This is a genomic window from Aliiroseovarius lamellibrachiae, from assembly GCF_018599245.1.
GTDB classification, from domain to species: Bacteria; Pseudomonadota; Alphaproteobacteria; order Rhodobacterales; family Rhodobacteraceae; genus Aliiroseovarius; species Aliiroseovarius lamellibrachiae.
Genome location: NZ_JAHEVJ010000005.1, coordinates 72,955 through 93,043 on the forward strand (window position 1 = coordinate 72,955; position 20,089 = coordinate 93,043).

At 58.9% G+C, this 20,089-nt stretch carries 24 protein-coding genes; 9 read left to right on the forward strand and 15 right to left on the reverse strand.

Going from position 1 to position 20,089, the window contains the following annotated elements:
• Positions 1-84 precede the first annotated feature (84 nt).
• The gene (gene smpB / locus KKW20_RS09980; protein WP_214567735.1) at positions 85-564 is read right to left on the reverse strand and encodes an SsrA-binding protein SmpB; all 480 of its coding nucleotides are present in this window, start codon (positions 562-564) and stop codon (positions 85-87) included.
• A gap of 93 nt (positions 565-657) precedes the next feature.
• Between smpB and KKW20_RS09985 the strand changes: the two genes are divergently transcribed.
• Positions 658-1,728 carry an agmatine deiminase family protein gene (locus KKW20_RS09985; RefSeq protein ID WP_214567736.1) on the forward strand — a complete coding sequence of 357 codons (1,071 nt, stop codon included), beginning with the start codon at positions 658-660 and terminating at the stop codon, positions 1,726-1,728.
• Between the two features lie 3 nt (positions 1,729-1,731).
• Here KKW20_RS09985 and tsaA read toward each other — a convergent pair whose 3' ends face one another.
• Together tsaA and dapA are read right to left on the reverse strand one after the other, a co-directional pair.
• Entirely contained in the window at positions 1,732-2,226 is a 495-nt protein-coding gene (gene tsaA / locus KKW20_RS09990) for a tRNA (N6-threonylcarbamoyladenosine(37)-N6)-methyltransferase TrmO (protein ID WP_214567738.1), read from the reverse strand.
• Positions 2,227-2,361: 135 nt separating this feature from the next.
• Complete coding sequence (gene dapA, locus KKW20_RS09995) at positions 2,362-3,237, reverse strand: 4-hydroxy-tetrahydrodipicolinate synthase (protein WP_214567739.1); 876 nt, start codon at positions 3,235-3,237, stop codon at positions 2,362-2,364.
• Positions 3,238-3,373: 136 nt separating this feature from the next.
• On the opposite strand from dapA, the gene KKW20_RS10000 reads away from it, so the two are divergent.
• Positions 3,374-5,326 carry a lytic transglycosylase domain-containing protein gene (locus KKW20_RS10000; RefSeq protein WP_214567740.1) on the forward strand — a complete coding sequence of 651 codons (1,953 nt, stop codon included), beginning with the start codon at positions 3,374-3,376 and terminating at the stop codon, positions 5,324-5,326.
• A gap of 66 nt (positions 5,327-5,392) precedes the next feature.
• On the opposite strand, the gene KKW20_RS10005 is transcribed toward KKW20_RS10000, so the two are convergent.
• Both KKW20_RS10005 and mnmC2 read right to left on the reverse strand, forming a co-directional pair.
• Positions 5,393-6,253, reverse strand: coding sequence for a DMT family transporter (locus KKW20_RS10005; RefSeq protein ID WP_214567741.1), 861 nt, complete (start codon positions 6,251-6,253; stop codon positions 5,393-5,395).
• 23 nt (positions 6,254-6,276) lie between these two features.
• The gene (mnmC2, locus tag KKW20_RS10010) at positions 6,277-6,954 is read right to left on the reverse strand and encodes a tRNA (5-methylaminomethyl-2-thiouridine)(34)-methyltransferase MnmC2 (RefSeq protein ID WP_214567742.1); all 678 of its coding nucleotides are present in this window, start codon (positions 6,952-6,954) and stop codon (positions 6,277-6,279) included.
• A 60-nt stretch (positions 6,955-7,014) separates the two neighbouring features.
• Here mnmC2 and KKW20_RS10015 point away from each other — a divergent pair, with 60 nt between their 5' ends.
• On the forward strand, positions 7,015-8,064 hold the full coding sequence (locus tag KKW20_RS10015) for an NAD(P)/FAD-dependent oxidoreductase (protein ID WP_214567957.1): 1,050 nt from the start codon (positions 7,015-7,017) through the stop codon (positions 8,062-8,064).
• A 143-nt stretch (positions 8,065-8,207) separates the two neighbouring features.
• Positions 8,208-8,591: a CZB domain-containing protein gene (locus KKW20_RS10020; RefSeq protein WP_214567743.1), complete on the forward strand. Its 384-nt coding sequence runs from the start codon at positions 8,208-8,210 to the stop codon at positions 8,589-8,591.
• Here KKW20_RS10020 and KKW20_RS10025 read toward each other — a convergent pair.
• Positions 8,588-9,394, reverse strand: coding sequence for an HTD2 family dehydratase (locus KKW20_RS10025; protein ID WP_246534547.1), 807 nt, complete (start codon positions 9,392-9,394; stop codon positions 8,588-8,590). The two genes, KKW20_RS10020 and KKW20_RS10025, sit on opposite strands and share 4 nt — an antisense overlap.
• Positions 9,395-9,435: 41 nt before the next feature.
• Between KKW20_RS10025 and KKW20_RS10030 the strand changes: the two genes are divergently transcribed.
• Together KKW20_RS10030 and KKW20_RS10035 are read left to right on the forward strand one after the other, a co-directional pair.
• A complete protein-coding gene (locus KKW20_RS10030; RefSeq protein WP_214567744.1) occupies positions 9,436-9,840 on the forward strand; it encodes a VOC family protein in 405 nt (134 codons plus the stop codon).
• 50 nt (positions 9,841-9,890) lie between these two features.
• The gene (locus KKW20_RS10035) at positions 9,891-10,427 is read left to right on the forward strand and encodes an NADPH-dependent FMN reductase (RefSeq protein WP_214567745.1); all 537 of its coding nucleotides are present in this window, start codon (positions 9,891-9,893) and stop codon (positions 10,425-10,427) included.
• Between the two features lie 147 nt (positions 10,428-10,574).
• Here the strand turns inward: KKW20_RS10035 and KKW20_RS10040 are convergent, their stop codons facing one another.
• Genes KKW20_RS10040 through KKW20_RS10050 form a run of 3 tightly spaced genes read right to left on the reverse strand, consistent with a single transcriptional unit; the run spans position 10,575 to position 12,095 of the window.
• Positions 10,575-10,886 (reverse strand): YciI family protein, encoded by a 312-nt coding sequence (locus tag KKW20_RS10040; protein ID WP_214567746.1) that lies wholly within the window; start codon positions 10,884-10,886, stop codon positions 10,575-10,577.
• Between the two features lie 51 nt (positions 10,887-10,937).
• On the reverse strand, positions 10,938-11,558 hold the full coding sequence (cobO, locus tag KKW20_RS10045) for a cob(I)yrinic acid a,c-diamide adenosyltransferase (protein ID WP_214567747.1): 621 nt from the start codon (positions 11,556-11,558) through the stop codon (positions 10,938-10,940).
• Between the two features lie 9 nt (positions 11,559-11,567).
• The gene (locus tag KKW20_RS10050; protein WP_214567748.1) at positions 11,568-12,095 is read right to left on the reverse strand and encodes a GFA family protein; all 528 of its coding nucleotides are present in this window, start codon (positions 12,093-12,095) and stop codon (positions 11,568-11,570) included.
• Positions 12,096-12,251: 156 nt separating this feature from the next.
• Here KKW20_RS10050 and KKW20_RS10055 point away from each other — a divergent pair, with 156 nt between their 5' ends.
• On the forward strand, positions 12,252-12,704 hold the full coding sequence (locus tag KKW20_RS10055) for a hypothetical protein (protein WP_214567749.1): 453 nt from the start codon (positions 12,252-12,254) through the stop codon (positions 12,702-12,704).
• Between the two features lie 128 nt (positions 12,705-12,832).
• Here KKW20_RS10055 and KKW20_RS10060 read toward each other — a convergent pair whose 3' ends face one another.
• Together KKW20_RS10060 and cobN are read right to left on the reverse strand one after the other, a co-directional pair.
• The gene (locus KKW20_RS10060; RefSeq protein WP_214567750.1) at positions 12,833-13,285 is read right to left on the reverse strand and encodes a GNAT family N-acetyltransferase; all 453 of its coding nucleotides are present in this window, start codon (positions 13,283-13,285) and stop codon (positions 12,833-12,835) included.
• A complete protein-coding gene (gene cobN / locus KKW20_RS10065) occupies positions 13,282-16,956 on the reverse strand; it encodes a cobaltochelatase subunit CobN (RefSeq protein ID WP_214567751.1) in 3,675 nt (1,224 codons plus the stop codon). Before cobN ends, KKW20_RS10060 begins: the two co-directional genes overlap by 4 nt.
• Before the next feature lie 126 nt (positions 16,957-17,082).
• On the opposite strand from cobN, the gene KKW20_RS10070 reads away from it, so the two are divergent.
• Positions 17,083-17,247 carry a hypothetical protein gene (locus KKW20_RS10070; RefSeq protein WP_214567752.1) on the forward strand — a complete coding sequence of 55 codons (165 nt, stop codon included), beginning with the start codon at positions 17,083-17,085 and terminating at the stop codon, positions 17,245-17,247.
• Between the two features lie 2 nt (positions 17,248-17,249).
• Here the strand turns inward: KKW20_RS10070 and KKW20_RS10075 are convergent, their stop codons facing one another.
• Positions 17,250-17,714, reverse strand: coding sequence for a GNAT family N-acetyltransferase (locus tag KKW20_RS10075; RefSeq protein WP_214567753.1), 465 nt, complete (start codon positions 17,712-17,714; stop codon positions 17,250-17,252).
• A complete protein-coding gene (gene cobW, locus KKW20_RS10080) occupies positions 17,711-18,817 on the reverse strand; it encodes a cobalamin biosynthesis protein CobW (protein ID WP_214567754.1) in 1,107 nt (368 codons plus the stop codon). Before cobW ends, KKW20_RS10075 begins: the two co-directional genes overlap by 4 nt.
• A 60-nt stretch (positions 18,818-18,877) precedes the next feature.
• Here cobW and KKW20_RS10085 point away from each other — a divergent pair, with 60 nt between their 5' ends.
• On the forward strand, positions 18,878-19,177 hold the full coding sequence (locus KKW20_RS10085) for a DUF1636 family protein (RefSeq protein ID WP_214567755.1): 300 nt from the start codon (positions 18,878-18,880) through the stop codon (positions 19,175-19,177).
• Here the strand turns inward: KKW20_RS10085 and KKW20_RS10090 are convergent.
• Positions 19,174-19,860, reverse strand: coding sequence for a CbtA family protein (locus KKW20_RS10090; protein WP_214567756.1), 687 nt, complete (start codon positions 19,858-19,860; stop codon positions 19,174-19,176). The genes KKW20_RS10085 and KKW20_RS10090 overlap by 4 nt on opposite strands.
• 15 nt (positions 19,861-19,875) lie before the next feature.
• Positions 19,876-20,055 (reverse strand): CbtB domain-containing protein, encoded by a 180-nt coding sequence (locus tag KKW20_RS10095; RefSeq protein WP_214567757.1) that lies wholly within the window; start codon positions 20,053-20,055, stop codon positions 19,876-19,878.
• Between the last annotated feature and the right edge of the window lie 34 nt (positions 20,056-20,089).

Here is a 20,089-nt window from a genome sequence, read left to right on the forward strand (position 1 = left end):
CCGCGCGCCCTCGTTGGTTGCCAAATATCCTGGGGTTCAAGGCGCAAAGCCCCTTGGCGTCACGTCTCGCACAGCCAACGCAAATCACTCACCACGGCGCAGCAGACGTTGCTTTTGTCGCCCCCAGTCGCGTTTCGCATCCGAGGCGCGTTTGTCGTGCGCTTTCTTACCTTTGGCCACGCCGATTTTCACCTTCACCAGACCTTTGTGATTGAAGTACATCACCAGCGGCACAAGGGTCATGCCATCACGCTGGGTCGCTTTCCAAAGCCGGGCAATTTCGCGCCGCGACACCAGCAACTTACGCTTGCGCCGCTCCAGATGACCCCATGTGATCGCCTGTTTATAGGGCGCGATATAGGCGTTGGTCAGATAAAGTTCGCCGTCTTCAACAGCCGCATAGCTGTCGGCAATATTCGACCCACCGGTCCTAAGCGATTTCACTTCGGAACCCTGCAGGACAATCCCGCATTCAATGTCATCTTCAATCGCGTAATCATACCGCGCGCGCCGATTTTCGGCGATGACCTTATAGTTGGTGTCGTCTTTTTTCTTCTGAGCCATAAAGGGGAGATAGGCGCTTCCCCCGGCCCTGTCTAGCCTCCGCCACCGCTTCTCTCTATCGTGACCGGGAATCCTGTCATTTTGGGGCAACAGATGAACCGTCGACACATGATGCAAACCACAATGGCCCTTGGGGCCTTTGGAGCCGCTGGTCTGGCCGGGGGCGCTCAGGCCGCGCCGCGCCCACTTGTTCCCGCCGAAGAGGTCCCGCATGAGCTGACCTTTATGCAGTGGCCCGTCACGCCCGAGGTTTATGGCGACGCGCTTTGGCGGGAGGATGTGCAATCCACCATCGCCGCGATCGCCAACACCATCGCAGAGTTTGAACCTGTGGTGATGCTGGCAGGTGCGGCGCATCACGCCCGTGCACGCCGTAAACTAAGCAGGAACGTCACCCTTTGGGATGTGCCAACCGATGATCTTTGGTGTCGCGATGCGGGGCCAATCACCAGCATGGATGCGACGGGTCAGCGCGCATTTCAACACATCGCCTTTAACGGCTGGGGCAACAAACAGACCCATGAAAACGACGGAAAAATCATCCCGCAATTGGCCGATCGCCTTGGGTTGCCCTTGATCCCAACGGGCCTGAAAGGCGAAGCGGGCGGGGTGGAGCAGGACGGCCACGGGATGCTCATCGCGCATGAAAGTTCATGGGTGAATGACAACCGAAATCCGGGCCTGACGCGGGACGAGATTGGCACGCGGCTGTTGCAAGCTTATGGTGTGGATCAAATCCTCTGGTCGCCGGGCGTCTGGGATGAAGACATCACAGATTACCACATCGACAGTCTGGCGCGTTTCACCGGCCCGGGTCGCGTGTTGATGAACCTGCCCGACCAGCCCGACCCCCGCGATCCCTTTCACATGGCCGCATTGGACACTCACGACATGCTGAAGGCCGCAGGTTTACAAATCGACGTGATCCCAGAGCCCAATAAGCGCCGCGTGAAAGACCCCGAATTTGTCGCCTCTTACGTGAACTTCTATGTCTGCAACGGGGCGGTGATTGCGCCGGAGTTTGGTGACAGATCCACCGACAAAATCGCCCGCGATACACTCGCCCGTCACTATCCGGGGCGCGAGGTGGTCACATTAAACACCGATGCCTTGGGCGAGCTGGGCGGCGGCATCCATTGCGCCACGCATGAGCTTCCGGCCTGACCCTCACCCTTTGGGTTGCTGTGCGACCGGTTGATCCACCGTTGCGATCCACGGCTTTATGTCCACCACAGGGGTGCCATCAAAGCAATCAATCGCATCAATGCCAATGCGTGTGCCGTCGACCGAGGTGATTTCAACCGTGGACATGGCAATCGGATTGGGGCGCACGGGGGATCGCAGGGAAAAGACGCCGCGCGGCCCATCGGTGTGACGCGGTGTCTGCACAATCAAATCGCGCCGCCCCTGATCCATCCAGTAAAGCACAATGATCTGCCGACCGGGTTCCAGCCCCAGCAAACCATCCGCATAGCGTGGATCAAGCTCAATGAAACACGCACCACCCTCCTCCGCCAACCGCGCCCGCGCGCCTTTGACATTACCCGGCGCATTGCCCGGCGACCACGGGCTGCGGATTTTACCGATGAAAGCCACGCTGGGGCCGGATTCTGCGGCTGGGTCAAATGGCAGGGCAATCTCGCCGTCACGCTTATTGGTCATGAGGATCTCCTTTTGGAACATCTTTGCATTTGAACTCGGCCAAACACAGGGGGCATGACGCCTCAGCCACCCAAAGGTCTGAACAAAAAAGGCGCCCCGGTCGGAGCGCCTTTTCCACTTGGTTTCAGACCAAGATCAGTTCATCAAACCGGCATGACGCATCGCCGCATCAATTGCCGCTTTGGTGCTGTCTTCCAGTTCGGTCAGCGGGCTACGCACGTCGGTCTCGCACATGCCCAAATTGGACAGCGCGTATTTTGCGCCCACCAGACCGGGTTCGGTAAAGATCGCTTTGTGCAGCGGCATCAGCTTGTCAGCGATGGTCAGCGCGGTCGCATAGTCACCGGCCAGCGTGGCCGCTTGCAGGTCTGCGCACAGGCGCGGGGCCACGTTGGCGGTGACCGAAATACAGCCCTGTCCGCCTTGGGCGTTAAACCCATGCGCCGTGGCATCCTCGCCGGACAGCTGACAGAAATCCGCGCCGCAGGCCATGCGCTGATAGCTGACCCGCGCCAGATCACCGGTGGCATCTTTCACGCCCACGATGTTTTTGTGCTTGGCCAACACGCCCATGGTTTCAGGTGTCATATCCACCACGGACCGACCCGGAATGTTATAGATCACAATCGGCAGATCCACCGCGTCCGCCACGGTGGTGTAATGCGCGATCAGGCCACGTTGGGTCGGCTTGTTGTAATAGGGCGTGACCACAAGGCCCGCGGCTGCGCCAACCTTTTCGGCGTATTCCATGAAACGAAGCGTCTCAACCGTGTTGTTGGACCCGGCCCCGGCAATCACCGGCACGCGGCCCGCTGCGGCCTTGACCACGGCGGCAATCACCGCTTCGTGTTCGTCATGGGTCAGGGTCGGGCTTTCGCCAGTTGTGCCCACAGGCACCAACCCGTTTGACCCCTCAGCGATCTGCCAATTGACCAAGCGTTTAAGCGCGTCAAAATCCACTGCGCCGTTTTTAAACGGCGTGACCAGGGCAGGAAGAGATCCTTTGAACATGACACGCTCCTTTGTTGTTGTCAGGATTGGGCAGGGGTATGAATCACCCGGCCGAACGCGGCGGAAACTAGCCGGGTTCTGGCGAAATGCCAAGAATGTGTGTTGATCTGATAGGCCCTAAGGGTAGGTTTTGTCCATGAAAGCGCGAATTTATCACATATTGTCGGTCATGGCCGTCCTGTTCTGGATCCAAGCCCCCCCTGCACACGCCCAAACCGCCGGCGAGGTTGCCGCATTTCGGGATGCCATCGCCTTGGCCCGCATGGGCGATTGGGATGAAGCACGCGTGAAAGCACGCGCCGGGGGCACCCTGCCTGCGGACATTCTGGAATGGCACCGTTTGCGCCAGGGCAAAGGAGGTTTTGACGACACCATCCGCTTTTTGGCCCGCCACCCGGATTGGCCCGGCTTGAAACTTTTGCGCCGCGTGTCTGAGGCCACAATCCCGCGCGGCTCAAACGCCAGCAAGATCCTGACGTTTTTTGCAAGCCACCCCCCGCAAACCGGGCGTGGGGCTTTACGATATATAGAAGCGCTTGAGGCCGCCGGAAAAGCGGACGCCGCCCGCGAAGTTTTGGTCCGCGCGTGGACATCCCTGTCGTTGGATGAAGATGAACATAACGCCTTTGCCACCCGCTATCCAAAAGGCTTGGCCCCACACCACTGGGCGCGGACTGATGCGATGCTGTGGCGTGGCAATACCAAAGATGCCACCCGGATGCTGCCCCTTTTGACCAAGGGACAAGCCGATTTGGCCCGCGCACGCATCGCGTTACGCCGCAAAAAGGATGGGGTGGATGGGTTGATCAAAGCCATTCCAGCCGCGCTCGCAAAAGATCCCGGTCTGGCCTATGAACGCTTTTTGTGGCGCGCTGCGAAAGGCCGAAATCAGGACGCTGCAGACCTTATTCTGGCGCAATCTTCGTCAGCCAAAACCCTTGGCGAACCCGACCGTTGGGGCAGTTGGCGGCGCGTGTTGGCCCGTTGGTCCATGCGCGACGGCAACCCAAAACAAGCGTATCGCTTGGCCGCAAACCACCACATTGCAGAAGGGTCCAACCGCAATGATCTGGAATGGCTGGCCGGTTACATCGCCCTTCGCAAGTTGAATGACCCCACGACGGCACTGAAACACTTCAACGCCTTCCGCGCGGGCGTTGACACCCCCATCTCTCTGGGACGCGCTGGATATTGGCAGGGCCGCGCGCACGAGGCCGCCGGAAATGCTGAACAGGCCAAAGCGGCTTATGCCTTTGGCGCAAAATACCAAACCAGCTTTTACGGCCAACTGGCAGCAGAGCGCGCAAACCTGCCAATGGACCCAAAGCTCACCGGGTCAGAACGCCACCGCAATTTCACCGGGCAACCCTTCTGGAACAGCTCGGTCATGCAAGCCGCCCGCCTGTTGCAAGCCGCGGATGAACTTTACTGGGCCGAACGGTTCACCGTGCATCTGGCCGAACGCCTGACACGCGACGAAATCGGCCACCTTGCGGGCTGGGCCGAGAAAATGGGCGAACCGCATCTGCGTGTGATGATTGCAAAATATGCCGCGCGCCAAGGTTGGGTGCTGCACCGACCCTATTTCCCAACCCCTGACATTGGCAAAGGCAATGCCAGCGTTCCGCGCGCCCTTGAACTGGCAATTGCGCGGCGCGAAAGCGAATTTGACCCAAGCGTGCAATCCGGTGTCGGCGCGCGTGGCTTGATGCAACTTATGCCCGGCACCGCAAAGGATATGTCCAAACGGCTCGAAATCTCATACTCCAAAGCGCGCCTGACCGAAGATCCCGCCTATAACACACGGCTTGGGTCCGAATATCTGGCAAAGCTGATCGAGGATTTTGGCCGCAACCCGGTGCTGATTGCCGTGGGATATAACGCGGGTCCGGCCCGCGCGCGCAGCTGGCAGGACCGCTTCGGAGATGTCCGCGCACCCAGTACCGATATCATCGACTGGATCGAACATATCCCGTTTCGCGAAACCCGAAACTATGTGATGCGCGTGTCCGAAAGTCTGCCAATTTATCGCGCCCGCCTGACCGGAAAAACCGAGCCACTGCGCTTGTCAAAAGAGCTCAAACAATAGCGCGACCCCTTCCTCTTTCTGAAAATATCCTCGGGTGAATGCCGAAGGCAGAGGGGCAACGCCCCTTCACGCCGCCTTGCGCGCACGGATCAGCGTGAACACACCCGCACCCACAACAATCAGCGCGCCAATCACCACATTGGGTTCGACAGTTTCGCCAAAGATGCTCACCCCCAAGATCGACACGAACACAAGCTGCAGATAGGCAAAAGGTTGCACCGCACTGGCCTCGGCGACCTCGTAACATTTGATCAGCAACCAATGCCCCAATACACCGGTCACGCAAAGCACCGCCATCCAGATCCAATCGCTGCCCTGCATCGGTTCCCAAAAGCTTGCGCCAATGGCTGTCATCACCACCGCACCCGTGGTTCCGGTCCAGAAAAAGCTCGTCTGTGTGCTGTCATACCGCGCGCCATACCGGGCCAACAGACCGTAAAGCGCAAACATCGCTGCCCCGACAAGCGGCACAATGGCGGCGGGCGCAAAGACCCCAAAACCGGGCTTAAGGATGACCAGAATTCCGATGAACCCAACCCCAATGGCGGCCCAGCGCCGCCAGCCAACCGCCTCGCCCAGCACCGGCCCGGACAGCGCGGCAACAATCAACGGATAACAGGCAAAAACCGCGTGGCTTTCCACCAACCCAAGCAAGGTAAAGGCCAAGACCGTGACACAGATTTCCAGCGCCAAAAGGGCACCACGAAAGATTTGCAGCACGGGTTTTCGCGGACGCAGCGCTAGGGCCAGCCCGCCGTTGCGCCGGGTGATCCACACAACAAAAGCAGCAAAAAACCAATACCGGATCATCACCACCATCCAGACATTATAGTTGCCTGCCAAATGGCGTGAAATGCCGTCTTGGGCCGCGAAAACAAAGGTCGCGCCGACCATCAGCCAAATGCCCAACCGGGTGTTTTGTTCCATTCTCGCGCCGCCTGTTTTCTATGTCAGGCGCGCAGAATGCCCCGGCTCATATGCCGCTTGCGCCCGTATCCCGACACTCGTTCCACATCAAACCCACCGGCGTCTAGGGCGCGGCGCACAAAACCTGCGGCGGTATATGTCGCAAACGTGCCACCGGGGGCGGTGCGCGCGCCCACCTGCGCCAGTAAATCATCGCCCCACAGTTCGGGGTTTTTCGCGGGCGAGAACCCGTCCAGATACCACGCGTCCGCTTGACCAGACCACGTCGCCAGCTGCGCGCGCGCGTCGCCCTCGATCACCTCAACCGTTAGACCATGCAGATCAAATACCCGCAGCCCATCCGCCCAAGCCGCCAAAAACGGATCTGCCAAAGCACGCGCTTCGGGAAAGGCACTCAGGGCGCGGGCTATATCGTCGGGGACCATCGGGAAGGCCTCAAACGACGTGAACCGCACGCCGTCCGGGGCGCCCACGGACTGCCACGCCATCAAAGTTGCCAGCATGTTCAACCCGGTGCCAAACCCCAGCTCTGCCACATGAAACCCGGACACAAACCGCGCGGGCAGATCATTGCCAGACAGAAACACATGGCGCGTTTCATCCAATCCGTTGTCCAGACTGAAATAGGGGTCGTCAAATTGCGTGGCCACCGGCACACCTGTGTCTTTCCACTCAATCTCGGCCGTCTGGTTCTTCTGCATGGGATGTCCTATGAACGCGGGGAAACCTGACCTACATGCAGAAGGATGCGCGTTTTGGCAATGATCAGCGGTGCAACAGTTGACGTAACAATCCGCGGCGCAGGCATTTTTGGACTGGCAACCGCCTGGAGCTGCGCACGCCGGGGCGCGCGCGTTCGCGTTGTTGATCCCAACGGGCCGGGTGCGGGATCCTCTGGCGGGCTGGTCGGCGCGCTGGCCCCCCATGTGCCAGAACGCTGGAACGCCAAGAAAGCCTTTCAATTTGACAGTCTGATCATGGCCGAAACCTATTGGGCAGAGGTCGCCGCGACCGGCGGCACCTCCCCCGGTTATGCCCGCTCTGGCCGGTTGCAACCGATCAAGGATGAGGCACATTTGATGCTGTCCACAGACCGCGCCGATGAAGCGGATGAACTGTGGCAAGGCAAGGCCGTTTGGGCGGTTGTGGCGGCAGAAAGTTACCCAAATTGGGCGCCGGTCACCCCCTCTGGCTGGTTGATCCACGATACGCTGACCGCCCGCATGGCGCCGCGCCGTGCCGCCGCCGCTTTGCTCGCCGCCATCCGCGCAAAAGGCGGCGAGGTGACCACCGAAGCCCCTGATGAGGGCCGGGTGATTTGGGCAACCGGCTGGCAAGGTTTGATCGAGCTGTCCGAAGAACTGGGCAAGCCCGTGGGCAATGGTGTGAAAGGGCAATCCGTGCTGTTGCAACACGCAGCCCCTGACATGCCGCAAATCTTTGCGGACGCGGTTCACATCATCCCACACGCTGACGGTACGGTGGCGATCGGCTCGACCTCGGAACGCGAATTTGACGCGCCCGACACTTGCGATGCGCAGATCGACGAGGTGCTGACCCGCGCGCGCACCATCTGCCCCGCCATCGCAAAAGCCCCGGTGTTGGAACGCTGGGCCGGCGTGCGCCCGCGCGCCAAATCCCGCGCGCCGATGTTGGGGGAACACCCCACCAAACCCGGCCAGTTTATTGCCAATGGCGGCTTTAAAATCGGCTTTGGCATGGGGCCGAAAGTGGGTGAGATGATGGCGGATTTAATGCTGGATGGGCACGACAGTATCCCCGAGGACTTCCGCGTGGCAGCAAGCCTTTAGGATCGTTCCCGTGGCCCTCGCCCCGAGACAGTTACTCCAACATTCTACAGGCTGTTGTTACCTTTTGTTCAGATTTGGCAGTTAGCAATTGCAAAGCACGCAACCTAGCGTGTCCAAACAACGCGAACAGATAACGGACAGCTATGCATAACTCTTCACTTCGAAACTCCATCCGTGCCGCAATCATTACACATCAAGCATGGAAAGACAGACTGCAGATGGCAATTGAAACAGGTCAAATGGCCGATACGGTTAGCGACATGTCGAGTGATAACAAATGCCCCTTTGGGAATTGGCTTTATAGTCCCAAAATTCCGGCGGACATCAAAGCGGGAAAGCCCTATCAAGTGATCAGACGGCTACATGCCGAATTTCACACCTGTGTTGGGGACATCGCAAAGCTGGCCATGTCAGGGGATCAAGCGACGGCCCAACAGATGATGATCACTGATTTTGCAAACCAATCCGACAAATTGCAGCGCGCGTTAAAAAAATGGGACCAAGAGTTACTTAGCACGCCGGTTTAAACCTCGGCCTGGGCCGACATACACAATTGGCCGTCGGGACCGCGCACCCAAAGCGCATTGTCTTTGCGACAAAGCTCAACCTGGTCTCTGTGCAGCACAGGTGACACCGCACGGTATTTAAACTGTGCAAGCGGGCCGCATTCCTGCGTGGCCTTCAGCATCAGAATTTGCGCCAAAAGTTGGCCTTGCACCAGTAGCGCGCCGTAGCCTTCGACGTCGCGCGTATAATCCTGATCATAGTGGATCCGGTGGGCGTTAAAGGTCAGCGCAGAATAGCGAAAGAGCAGCGTTTGCGGGAAATGAACCCGCTCCGCACTCTGCTCATCCGTGGGGGCAGATCGAAGCGTCGCGGGCGGAGCGGCTGGGCTGGGATCCTCCAGATACACAAGGTCTTTTCGCTCGCGTACACATAACGTCCCGCCTTGGTGAATGTCGTGTTCCAAGGTGACAAACCCCATCGGCCCTGACCGCCCGGATTTGCGTTTGCTGCTCACGATACGTGTTGATTTTTGCGCGGGAACGCCCGCCATCAAAGGCGCAAGGAAGGTCAGCTCCCCTCCGGCCCATAAGCAACGCGGCAGACCAAAATCAGGAATGCCTTCGCCATGGGTTGGCACGCCGTCCCGCCCGAGGTTTTCGGTCGGTTGGATGTTCCAGAAATAGATTTGGTGGAAAAACGGCGGCAAGGGGGCCTCCGGGTCCAAAGGCGCAAGGCCAAGCGTCGCGCAGAGCGCATTGGCGCGGGCGGGGTCCATGACGTCCCATAGGGTCCCCGGGTCGGTGGCTTGCATCTTATCGGTCATGCTGCGACCCTAACGGTGCTTCTCAGAAAGGAAAAGCCGCGATGCCGCCAAAACTGACCACACTGGATCATCTTGTTCTGACCGTGCGCGACCTTGCGGCTACGGTGGCGTTTTACACCGATATCTTGGGCATGCAGGCAGAGGAGTTTCACCCCGCCGATGGGTCCACCCGGACGGCGTTGAAATATGGGGCGCAGAAAATCAACCTGCACCCGGCTGATGCGCCCTTTGCCCCGATGGCCACCCATCCCGGCCCCGGCACGGCGGATCTTTGTTTTCTGACCGAGACCCCTTTGTCTGATTGGCGGGTGCATTTGGCCACGCACAGTATCCAAATTGAAGAAGGCCCCGTCGTGCGCACCGGCGCCACCGGACCGATCCTGTCGATTTATCTACGTGATCCAGATGGAAACTTGATTGAGGTCGCAACACCCCATGTGGGTTGATCTGGCCTCAACACGCCCCACATAACACAAAGCGAAACAGGAGCCTGATGATGAGCACCCCCATTCTTCTTGGCCTGTCCGGCGCGTTGCGCGCCGAGGCAACCAACCGATATTTGATCCGTAACGCAGCCCGCGTGTTTGGGCCGTGTGACTATGTCGAAGCCGATCTGAACCTGCCGCTTTATGATGGGGATCTTGAGGCGGCGGCCGGCATTCCAGGCGCTGTGCAAACCTTGGCCAACCAGATCGCAGCGGCGGATGCGGTGGTGATCTCGACCCCCGAGTACAACAAGATGCTAACGGGCGTTCTGAAGAATGCCTTGGATTGGGTCAGCCGCGTGAAACCAGGCCCATGGGCGGGAAAACCTGTCGCGGTGATGTCTGCCGCCGCGGGGCGTGCGGGGGGCGAGCGCGCGCAGGTGTCTTTGGTCGGTGCAATGACGCCATTTCAACCCAACCTCATCATCGGGCCAGAGGTGGCTGTTGCCGGTAGTTCGAGCGCGTTTGACGCTGAAGGCACGCTGACCAATGAGCGGTATGCAGCAAACCTGACCAAGCTGATGGCCAAGCTGCGCGCCGCACTCTAATGCGTGCCTCGTTTTCAAAATAATGCGCCCATAATCTCCGTTCGCGTTTGCCAGTCTATTTTGCCTTCGGCGAGGATATTTTTGACAAGAAAAAAGGGCGCACGCGTTAAGTCGCCGCCCTTTTAACAGGTCCGATGGATGCAGGATCTATCCCGGCATCACCATCATTTCCGCAAGCTGCAAGTTGCCCATGTCACAAAATGGGCAAGAGCCGGCAATCGCTTTTGCGGTGTCCAGATCTGGGGCATCCAAGATGGTATAGCCCATCATTGTGCCCTCAAACCCTTCGGTGGCGCCGTCTTTTGACACTGTCCATTGCGGCCCCAAAGGTTGGGCGGCCACCACCAAAGCGTCCGCATGTTCCTGCATCCACGCCTGATAGCGCGCTTGATGGTCGGCTTGTTCTGTTGGGTCTTCAATGTCCCGCGTCACATGATAGGCCATATAAAAATGTGGCATGGTATCCTCCCTTAAAATGATGCGGATCCGGGCCATTCCCCAAGCGCTGGATTAAAACTCCACCCCGATTTGCGCCTTGATGCCCGAGCGGAACGGGTGTTTCACCAGTTCCATTTCGGTCACAAGATCCGCGATTTCGATGAGGTCTTCTGCGGCGTTGCGCCCGGTCAAAACCACATGGGTCATCTCGGGTTTTTCGTCGGTCAAAAAGGCCACCACGTCAGCCACATCCACATAACCATAGCGGATTGCGATGTTAATTTCATCCAAAAGCACCATTTTATTGGCGGGGTCGCGGATCAGGTCCTTGGATTTCTCCCATGCGGCCTGTGCCATTTCGGTGTCGCGGGTCTTGTCTTGGGTCTCCCAAGTGAAACCCTCGCCCATGGTGTAAAACTCGCAAATGTCGCTGAATTTCGCGTTGATCAGGTCGCGCTCACCGCAATCCATCCCGCCTTTGATGAACTGAACCACGGCGCATTTCATGTCTGCTGCGATGCAGCGGAAAATCATCCCAAACGCGGCGGAGCTTTTGCCTTTGCCTTTCCCGGTATGCACAATCACCAGACCCTTTTTATCGGTCTTGGTGGCCATGATTTTATCGCGCGCGGCCTTTTTCTTGGCCATTTTCATCGCGTGACGGGCGGGGTCGACGGGGGGTTTTTCGGTCATAGCAATTCCTCAGAGCAATTCATCGGTGGTCAGGTGGCGGGGAAGATCATCACGGGGCGTGGCCCATGACAGGATCTCATCATGATGCACATGGGCTGTCGGCGCAAAAAGCGACGGATCAGAGAGGGCGGCGGCATGAGCGAAAAACTGGCCTGGATAGTGATCGCCTTGAAACCCCATTGCACTGCCACAAATCATGCAGAAATGGCGGCGCACGCCGGGCGAACTTTCATAGCTTGCGGGCGCTTCTCCGGTCCAGCGCCATTGTGTGTCTTTCAGGCCCAGAAAACCAACAATCGCGCCGCCGGAAGCGCGCCTGCAGCTGTCACAGTGACACATCACCTGAAGAAACGGTCGGCCCTGAAAGGCAAAGGACACCTGACCGCACAAGCAATGCCCGGAAATATGCCCCGTCATGTCGGTGGGGTTGGTCACACCGATCGCTCCGTTTGTTGATCCATTCGCCCCCGCACTGTCGCTGCTTGGGCGCTGAGATGCAAGCGAGGATGCAGGCGTCAGATCCGTCAGGGCCAGCATCCATAGATGATCGACGCCCCACCAAAAAAACGTAGCCCCCAGCCGTGACATGCCCCGAAAAGCCACTCTGCTCTCGGCGCACCTCGCCCCCGTTAACCTTCGATTAACCAAGAGCGGCCAAGCTGGGCGCAGACCGCATTACAATTGGACCCTGTCGTGACACTTTCTGCCTTTACCTGCCGCAGCTTTATCCTCGTCCTTTTCAGTATCACACAGGCAAGCTGCGACAGCCCCAGCCCACAATTCCGCAGCAAAGACACGACCACGGCCGAGGTCACGGTCGAGGGCTCCGTCTTTAAAATTCACCGCCGCGAAAACTGGGTCGAAAGCTATCGCACCAGCTTTGAGGCGTTGCCCAATGTGTCAAAAGTGCTCGGCCGCGCCAAAGTGGCGATCGAACGCGCCACCGGCTGCCCGATCCGCCAGGGATCCTTGAGCGGCGATCAGGGCATCCAGCGCGCCGAACTGAATTGCGACGGCAGTTTGCCCCCGGTTCCCCCCAGCATAGACGTGGAATTTTCCTGTGAAATTTACGATCGGTGGAGCCATTCAGGCGGCCAAGTCACCATCGAAAACGCCGAATGCACCCCAGTAGATCGTCGCCCATAACGCAGCCCCCCAAAAGGTTTATTGCCTTCGGCGAGGATATTTTTTGAAAGGGGAAAAAGGCGATAACTACGCCTGTGCATTCGCCAGAGTATGTCAGGGGAAGGTCGAAGCGCTTTATGTCCGACAGCTCACACCAAAACCTTGGTGAACCGAAAAGAGGTGGCGCGGTCAAATCCAGGGTGGGCGGATTCATCGGTTTTCACAAAACCAAGCGCCTGAAAGGCCGTGTGATTTTCCACCAGCTCCACCCGAGTTTGCAAGGCAAGCTGTGGCAGGTGCAACGCCCGTGCCCTTTTCTCGGCCTGCATGATCAGCGCGCGCGCGCGCCCTTTCCCACGCGCCTCAGGTGCCACGGCCAATTTGCCAACGTAAAGCCCGTTTTCCTGTGCGGTCAAAAACACACAAGCCTCTTTCCCTATGACCCAGACCTCATGATTTTCCGCCTGCTGTTCCACGTCCTCCAAGCACATTTGATGCATCGAACTGGGGGGATCCACCCGCCCGTCATGTTCCGCAAAGACGCGTTGGATCAACGCCAATACCCAGCCTGCGTCCGCTTTATTTGCAGGCCTGGGCGTCACAGCAGCTCCTCGATCAATGCCCGCGCTGAATTGGACCTGGGTTGCCACAAGCCGCGCTCCATCGCTTCTTGCAGGCGCTCGGCAATCTCGCGCAGGGCCGGGGCGTTGTGCTCTTCGATGAACTCCCGCGTGGCGTCATCCTCAAGAAACGCCGCATGTACGAGGTCAAAGTGATGGCTGCGCACCGCCCCGGTTGTGGCGGCAAAAGCGAACATGTAATCCACCGTCGCCGCGATTTCAAATGCGCCTTTGTACCCGTGACGCTTCACCCCATCGATCCATTTCGGGTTCACCACGCGCGAACGCACCACCCGACCAATTTCATCCTCAAGCGTGCGAATGACGGGGCGTTCCGGGCGCGAATGATCGTTGTGATAAATCGGCCGATCGCGACCCTGAAGCGTGGCCACTGCGGCGGCCGCCCCCCCCTCGAACTGATAATAATCGTCGCTATCGAGCACATCATGTTCGCGGTTGTCTTGGTTTTGCACAATCGCCTCGGTCTGGGCCAAACGCTGCTCAAACCCTGCGCGGTCCCGCGCGCCTTCAGTGGCAGCCCCGTAAGCATAGCCGCCCCATTCCAGATAGGCGTCCGCAAGGTCCGCTTTATCCGCCCAAAGCCGCTCGTCAATCATCGCCTGAAGGCCAGCACCGTAAGCACCGGGTTTGGATCCATAGACCCGATGCGCGCTTTCGCCGGCCTTCACACGCGCAGCAGAAGGGTTCATGTCGGCGGGTTCCTCCATGCCCTGAACAGCGCGCGCAGCACTGTCGTAAAGTGCAATCAATTGGGGAAAAGCATCGCGGAAAAAGCCCGAAACGCGCAGGGTCACATCCACGCGGGGACGCCCCAGCGCGGTCACGGGAATGACCTCAAACCCGGTCACACGGCGGTTGGCGCTGTCCCATTTTGGCTTGACGCCCATCAGCGCCATCGCCTGTGCAATATCATCGCCGCCGGTGCGCATATTGGCGGTGCCCCATGCGGTGACAAGCATCGTGCGCGGGTAATCCCCGTGTGTTTGCAAGTGCTTATCAATCAGAAGATTGGCGGATTTCCACCCCAAGGCCCATGCCGTTGGGGTCGGCACCGCCCGGCTGTCGACCGAGAAAAAGTTGCGCCCGGTCGGCAAGGTGTCCAACCGGCCCCGCGTGGGCGCGCCAGAGGGCGCGGGGGCGACATACTGCCCCGCCAAAGCGGTCAAAACCCCCTGCCCCTCGGCCGGTCCACAGGACCTCACCGCGGGCAAAACGCGGGTCGCAATCTCATCCATCACGGCCTGACTGTGGGGGCCGGGTGCGGTGACGTCACCGTCAATCAAACGGGCAGAGAACTCTTCCAAGCGTTCCACCGTATCGCCGGTGGAACGCCACGCATCGCCGGTCAAAGTGTCGGGGCGCGGGCCGTCCCAAGGGGTCGCCATGTCACAATCCAAGGGGTCAAAATCCATGCCAAAATCCGCCGCCAAAGCGCGCGCAAGGGATTGATCGCCCCCCTCGGCCTGACCACGCGGGACACGCACCAAAGCTTGCACCAAATCGCGCTCAAGCCGACCCTCGGGTGACTGTCCAAACACATGCAAACCGTCCCGAATTTGCGCTTCTTTCAAGTCACACAAATAGGCATCCAGTTTGGCCAGATCGCTTTCTTCATCTTCACCCGACAGGCCCGCATCCACACCCAATCCGGTCGCTGAGGTCAGCGTCAGGATTTCGCGTTTCAGGTAAGTGATCCGGCGCGGGTCCACCCCTGCGGCTTCGTAATATTCATCCACCAGCGCTTCGAGATCACGCATCGGACCATAGCTTTCGGCGCGGGTGAGTGGCGGAGTCAAATGGTCGATAATGACAGCCTGCGCCCGGCGTTTGGCCTGTGTACCTTCGCCGGGGTCATTCACGATAAACGGGTAAACATGCGGGATGGGCCCAAGGATCGCCTCGGGCCAGCATTCCGCCGACAAAGCCACCGATTTTCCCGGCAACCATTCAAGGTTTCCGTGCTTGCCCATATGGACAATCGCGTGCGCCCCCAGCGAATGACGCAGCCAAAAATAAAACGCCAAATAGTTATGCGGCGGGACCAGATCGGGCGCGTGATAGGTCTCGGTCGGGTCAATGTTATAGCCGCGCGCGGGCTGCACGCCGACGACGACATTGCCGTATTCGAACACAGACAAGGCAAAGCCATCCTCATAAAACGGATCAGCCTCTGGCGCACCCCAGCGGGTTTCAATCGCCTCGCGCAATGCCCACGGAAGGGCCGCATATTGCGCTTTATAGTCCTCCAGCGACAGACGCACCCCACCCGTCCGCTGCGCCCGGTCCACCAGCCAGTTGGTCGGCCCGGCCATCACGGTTTGCATCAAGGCGTCACTGTCTGCTGGACTATTTTCGACCCGATAGCCCTGATCGTGCAGAAGACCCAAAGAATGCACGACCGCGGCGGGCGTGTCCAAGCCCACCCCATTGGCAAGCCGCCCATCTTTGTTCGGATAATTCGCCATGATCAGCGCAACTTTGCGCGTGCCAGCCTCGGTCCGGCGCAACCGCGCCCAGCTTGCGGCAAGTTCCGCCACAAATTGCACCCGATCCCCGCGCGCCTGATAGGTGGCGATCGGGCATTCGGTGGCCTCGTCAAAAAACGCCTCGCCCTTGAATGAAATCGCACGCGACAGGATGCGCCCGTCGACCTCTGGCAAGGCCACATTCATCGCAATGTCACGGGCGGAAAGACCGGAAAGCCCCTCTTCCCACGCGGCCTCGCTGGAGGCCGCCAGCACCACCTGAAAGATCGGCGCATCGTTACAGAAGGCCGCCGCGAGCGGGTTGGTGTTTTTATCTGCCTCGCCTTGGTGCGGGGATCCGACCGCAAAGGACGTGCAATTCAGGATCACATCCGGGGCGGCTTGGCCAAACAAGCTTTCCAATGTCGCGACCGACACCGGATCTTTCAATGAGGCCACAAAAACCGGCAACGGATTAAGTCCTTGACGCAAAAGCGCTTTGACCAGCCGGTTGATCGGATGAAGCCCTGCGCCCTGCACCAAAGCACGGTAAAAGACGATCGGCACGATGGGCGCATCGTCAGTCCAAGCCGCCTGAGCCGCCGCCAAATCCGACACGCCGGATCCCGGCCAGTAAACGCCTGCACGCAACAGGGGCTTGGCCGCCTCAGGCCGTTCGCCGCCGTCCAGCATTGTCTTGGCGTACTTCAGAAACAGGGTCGCATTTTCCGGACCGCCTTCGACCAAATAAGCCCAAAGAGCGTCGTAATCTTCGTCGGAAACAGTCGACAGCGCGCGCAGTTCGGCATCAGGTTTGTCATCACCGGGCAAAAGCACCAGCGGCACGCCGGCCTCGCGCAAACGCGCCGAATATTGCTCGGCTCCGTATTTCCAGTAACCGACACCGCCCAGCACGCGGGCAATCACCAACCGGGATTTCGCGGCGCAATTGTCGATGTGCAAATCAACCGACATCGGGTGGATCAGGTGCATCATGCTGCCAAGGCGCAAACTGGGGGCATCGGCCATTTCAGAGCGTGCACCGGACAGCGCGGCGAGTTCCGTATCCGCGGCCGAGATCACAACCAGATCGGCGGGGGTTTGGCCCAGATCGACAGGTTCTTTGCCGTCGTCAATGGATCCGGGAGTGGCTGCCAAAAGATGCATATTGCGCCCTTTTCTTATACGGTTCTTTTACGGTGTCACCCCGAGGGGTGGTTGTAAGATGTCAAAAACTCAGGCATCAGCCCGATGAAAGCGCCCAATGTGAGGTGCCCCAGAAAGGATCCGACCATGGATTACAAAGCCCAAGGCGCCCCCAAGATGGGCAAAAACGCCCCCCGTCACGCCGAACATAATGCGCGCGGCACGAAAAAGAACCCGTATCAGCGCAAAGAAACCAAGGCAGAATTGCTTGAACGCATGAAAGCGGCGGCGAATAAAACCAAGGAAGGTTAAATTCACAGCTGCTTTTCCATAAAGATCGAGCTGGCCGCCTCGGGGTAGTCGCCAAACGGCCCGCAGATGCTGAACCCGTGGCGCGCGTACAGCCGGTGGGCGGCAGTCAGCGCGTTGCCGGTTTCCAGCTTCATTGCAGTAAAGCCCTTGGCCCGCGCTGTGGTTTCCAGGTGTTCCATCAACGCCTGCGCCACGCCTTTGCCGCGCGCGTCAGGCGAGACAAACATGGATTTCACCTCGCCATAGTGTCCGCTTGCGTCCACCCGATCCGCCAAGGCCGCGGTGCCCCAGATCACGTCCCCTTCGCGCGCTATGAAAAACGAAATATCGGGCGCGCAAAGGTCGTCGATATCAAGGTAAAAGTTATCCTCGGGCGGGAACAGCTCTTCCATCAGGGCGTGGCTTTGTTTGAGCAAAGCCGTGGCCTGCGGGTCATGCGGATCGCCCGAGGTGACCTTGATCGTCATGCGGAAAGGGCCTTGGCGATAGCCGCCTGATCCAGCCCCGATTGGCCAATCACCACCAGTCGCGTTTCACGGGGTTGCGCGCCAAAGGGTTGGTCGAAATAGGTGTCCACACGGGGGCCAACAGCCTGCAACGTCAGACGCATTGGCTTGCCTTCAACGGCTGCAAACCCTTTTAAACGCAGGATATTATTGCCACGGATCACATCGGAAACCAGTTCAGAGAACGCCTTTGGGTCGGCAACTTCACCGCGTGTCACCACAAAGCTTTCAAAGGCATCATGGTCATGTGCGTGATGGTGGTGATGGTCGTCATCATGATCATCATGGTGGTCATCGTCGTGATGATCATCGTCGTGGTGATCATGAGCGTGGTGATGGGCTTCATGTGCGGACATGCGTGCGTGCATATCATCCTCTGCGCCCATGCCCTGGCCCAACAGAACCTCAACCGGCAACACGCCCATCGAGGTGCGCACAACCTGCACCCCATCGCGCGACTCGCCTGTGAGTTTCGATACCAGAGCATCGGTTTCCGCATCCCCCAACAGGTCAGCTTTGTTCACCACGATCATGTCCGCACAGGCAACTTGGTCCTTGAACAGCTCTGACAGTGGGGTTTCGTGATCAAGGTTCTCATCCAGTTTGCGCTGGGCATCAATGGCGGCAATATTTGACGCGAACTGCCCGTCGGACACCGCCTTGCCATCAACGACAGTCACAACCCCATCCACGGTCACGCGGGTCGAAATTTCAGGCCACTGAAACGCGCGCACCAACGGTTGCGGCAGCGCCAGTCCAGAGGTTTCAATCACGATGTGGTCAGGCGGGGTGTCGCGCGCGAGCAGCTTTTCCAGCGTCGGGATGAAATCCTCGGCCACGGTGCAACAAATGCAACCATTCGACAGCTCAACGATGTCCTCTTCTGAACATGCCTCATCACCGCAACCTTTCAGGATGTCGCCGTCGACACCAAGGTCGCCGAATTCATTGATGATCAGCGCAATGCGTTTACCTTTGGCATTGTCCAGCATATGGCGGATCAGGGTGGTTTTACCGGCCCCCAGAAAACCAGTCACAACAGTCGCGGGAATCTTGGCAAGCATGATGTCCTCCGTTAATCAGATTTCATTGTTTTGACGCAGCACGGCGCGAAAGGAAAGAGCATGGCACCAAGAGTGGCTGTTTGTGTCACATGCCAAGGCGGGGCCGATCTGGCAAACACCTTGGAAGAAACCGTCCAAGTGACCCGCACCGAGTGCATGAATGTCTGCACCCGACCTGCCACGGTTTCGGTCCGTGAAGAGGGCAAAGCCGCCTATCTGTTTGGCGATGTGACCCGCGATCTTGCGCCGGATGTCTTAACCTTTCTTGATCTTTATGCGTCCAGTGTGGGGGGCATCGTCACCGACGCCCGCCCAATTGGTGAATTGAGGTTTCTCCTCATCGGTCGGTTGCCCGCCTAGACCTCTTCGGCGCGGGTGTAAAACAGCGCAGAAAAGAACCCCAGCACAACCCAGCCCGCCGCCGCCACGCCCAAAGACCGTGTGGCGAATTCGGCGGAGAGTTCCGGGGCGGAAACGCCGAAATACGTGTCCAGATGCGGTGCGCCAATCGCGTGGGGCAGCAACATGAGCAATGCCCCAACCACAGCAAGAAGCGCGCCCTGACCAAAGGCAATCAGACCAAGCCCCACAGCAGAGGCTAGGATCGTGCCGGCCCACCAGATTTGTCGCGGCAAAATCTCGGCCCCAATGGTGCCCGGCAATTCTGGCGGCAACCCTAACGCTGGCGCAAGCTGCACAACGACAAACCCCGCCATGCCCCACAACAGCCCCTTGCGCGGCGTCAGCTCAACGCCCTTCAGCGCCGCAAATGCCATCGCCGCAACCAAGATCATGCCATAAGCGGTGAAGCTGACAAAGTTAAAGCCCACCGTCATCATATGGCGGCCCCAATCATTGCCCAACGCCGGCGCGCCCGCATCACTTTGTGGCGACCCATCCACCGGAAAATGAATACGCACACCCGTTTCATAAAGTTCGCCTTCCAACACGAGGGGAATGACAAACGAAAATTGGAGCGCCGACGCAATCAGACACGTCAACACCCCAGCCAGCACAGCGCTGGATGCCAAGTTTTTCAACATGAGATCAGATGTGGCTTAGTGGCAGGGAAAGGCCATCGCGTGACGGGTGTCATGCGCGGCATCATGCAAAACGGTCGCCTGTGCGAAACCAGCAGCGAACAGCAGGGCAGCACCCGCCAGGAACACAACAGTGATCGCAGCCAATGGGTTGGTCTGTGCGGCGGCTTGGCTCTGGGGTTGAACATGTACAGTCATATTTTCATTCCTTCATTTCCCGTCATCCCCGACG

Bases quoted from the DNA above. Each gene is read 5' to 3' on its own strand.
- KKW20_RS09985 (WP_214567736.1), top strand. From the start codon at position 658: ATGAACCGTCGACACATGATGCAAACCACAATGGCCCTTGGGGCCTTT.
- KKW20_RS10015 (WP_214567957.1), top strand. From the start codon at position 7,015: ATGATCAGCGGTGCAACAGTTGACGTAACAATCCGCGGCGCAGGCATT.
- KKW20_RS10095 (WP_214567757.1), bottom strand. From the start codon at position 20,055: ATGACTGTACATGTTCAACCCCAGAGCCAAGCCGCCGCACAGACCAAC.
- cobN (WP_214567751.1), bottom strand. From the start codon at position 16,956: ATGCATCTTTTGGCAGCCACTCCCGGATCCATTGACGACGGCAAAGAA.
- KKW20_RS10050 (WP_214567748.1), bottom strand. From the start codon at position 12,095: ATGCTGGCCCTGACGGATCTGACGCCTGCATCCTCGCTTGCATCTCAG.
- KKW20_RS10020 (WP_214567743.1), top strand. From the start codon at position 8,208: ATGCATAACTCTTCACTTCGAAACTCCATCCGTGCCGCAATCATTACA.
- KKW20_RS10035 (WP_214567745.1), top strand. From the start codon at position 9,891: ATGAGCACCCCCATTCTTCTTGGCCTGTCCGGCGCGTTGCGCGCCGAG.
- KKW20_RS10085 (WP_214567755.1), top strand. From the start codon at position 18,878: ATGGCACCAAGAGTGGCTGTTTGTGTCACATGCCAAGGCGGGGCCGAT.
- KKW20_RS10070 (WP_214567752.1), top strand. From the start codon at position 17,083: ATGGATTACAAAGCCCAAGGCGCCCCCAAGATGGGCAAAAACGCCCCC.
- KKW20_RS10025 (WP_246534547.1), bottom strand. From the start codon at position 9,394: ATGACCGATAAGATGCAAGCCACCGACCCGGGGACCCTATGGGACGTC.
- KKW20_RS10005 (WP_214567741.1), bottom strand. From the start codon at position 6,253: ATGGAACAAAACACCCGGTTGGGCATTTGGCTGATGGTCGGCGCGACC.
- KKW20_RS10075 (WP_214567753.1), bottom strand. From the start codon at position 17,714: ATGACGATCAAGGTCACCTCGGGCGATCCGCATGACCCGCAGGCCACG.
- dapA (WP_214567739.1), bottom strand. From the start codon at position 3,237: ATGTTCAAAGGATCTCTTCCTGCCCTGGTCACGCCGTTTAAAAACGGC.
- KKW20_RS10030 (WP_214567744.1), top strand. From the start codon at position 9,436: ATGCCGCCAAAACTGACCACACTGGATCATCTTGTTCTGACCGTGCGC.
- KKW20_RS10040 (WP_214567746.1), bottom strand. From the start codon at position 10,886: ATGCCACATTTTTATATGGCCTATCATGTGACGCGGGACATTGAAGAC.
- KKW20_RS10090 (WP_214567756.1), bottom strand. From the start codon at position 19,860: ATGTTGAAAAACTTGGCATCCAGCGCTGTGCTGGCTGGGGTGTTGACG.
- tsaA (WP_214567738.1), bottom strand. From the start codon at position 2,226: ATGACCAATAAGCGTGACGGCGAGATTGCCCTGCCATTTGACCCAGCC.
- KKW20_RS10000 (WP_214567740.1), top strand. From the start codon at position 3,374: ATGAAAGCGCGAATTTATCACATATTGTCGGTCATGGCCGTCCTGTTC.
- cobO (WP_214567747.1), bottom strand. From the start codon at position 11,558: ATGACCGAAAAACCCCCCGTCGACCCCGCCCGTCACGCGATGAAAATG.
- smpB (WP_214567735.1), bottom strand. From the start codon at position 564: ATGGCTCAGAAGAAAAAAGACGACACCAACTATAAGGTCATCGCCGAA.
- cobW (WP_214567754.1), bottom strand. From the start codon at position 18,817: ATGCTTGCCAAGATTCCCGCGACTGTTGTGACTGGTTTTCTGGGGGCC.
- mnmC2 (WP_214567742.1), bottom strand. From the start codon at position 6,954: ATGCAGAAGAACCAGACGGCCGAGATTGAGTGGAAAGACACAGGTGTG.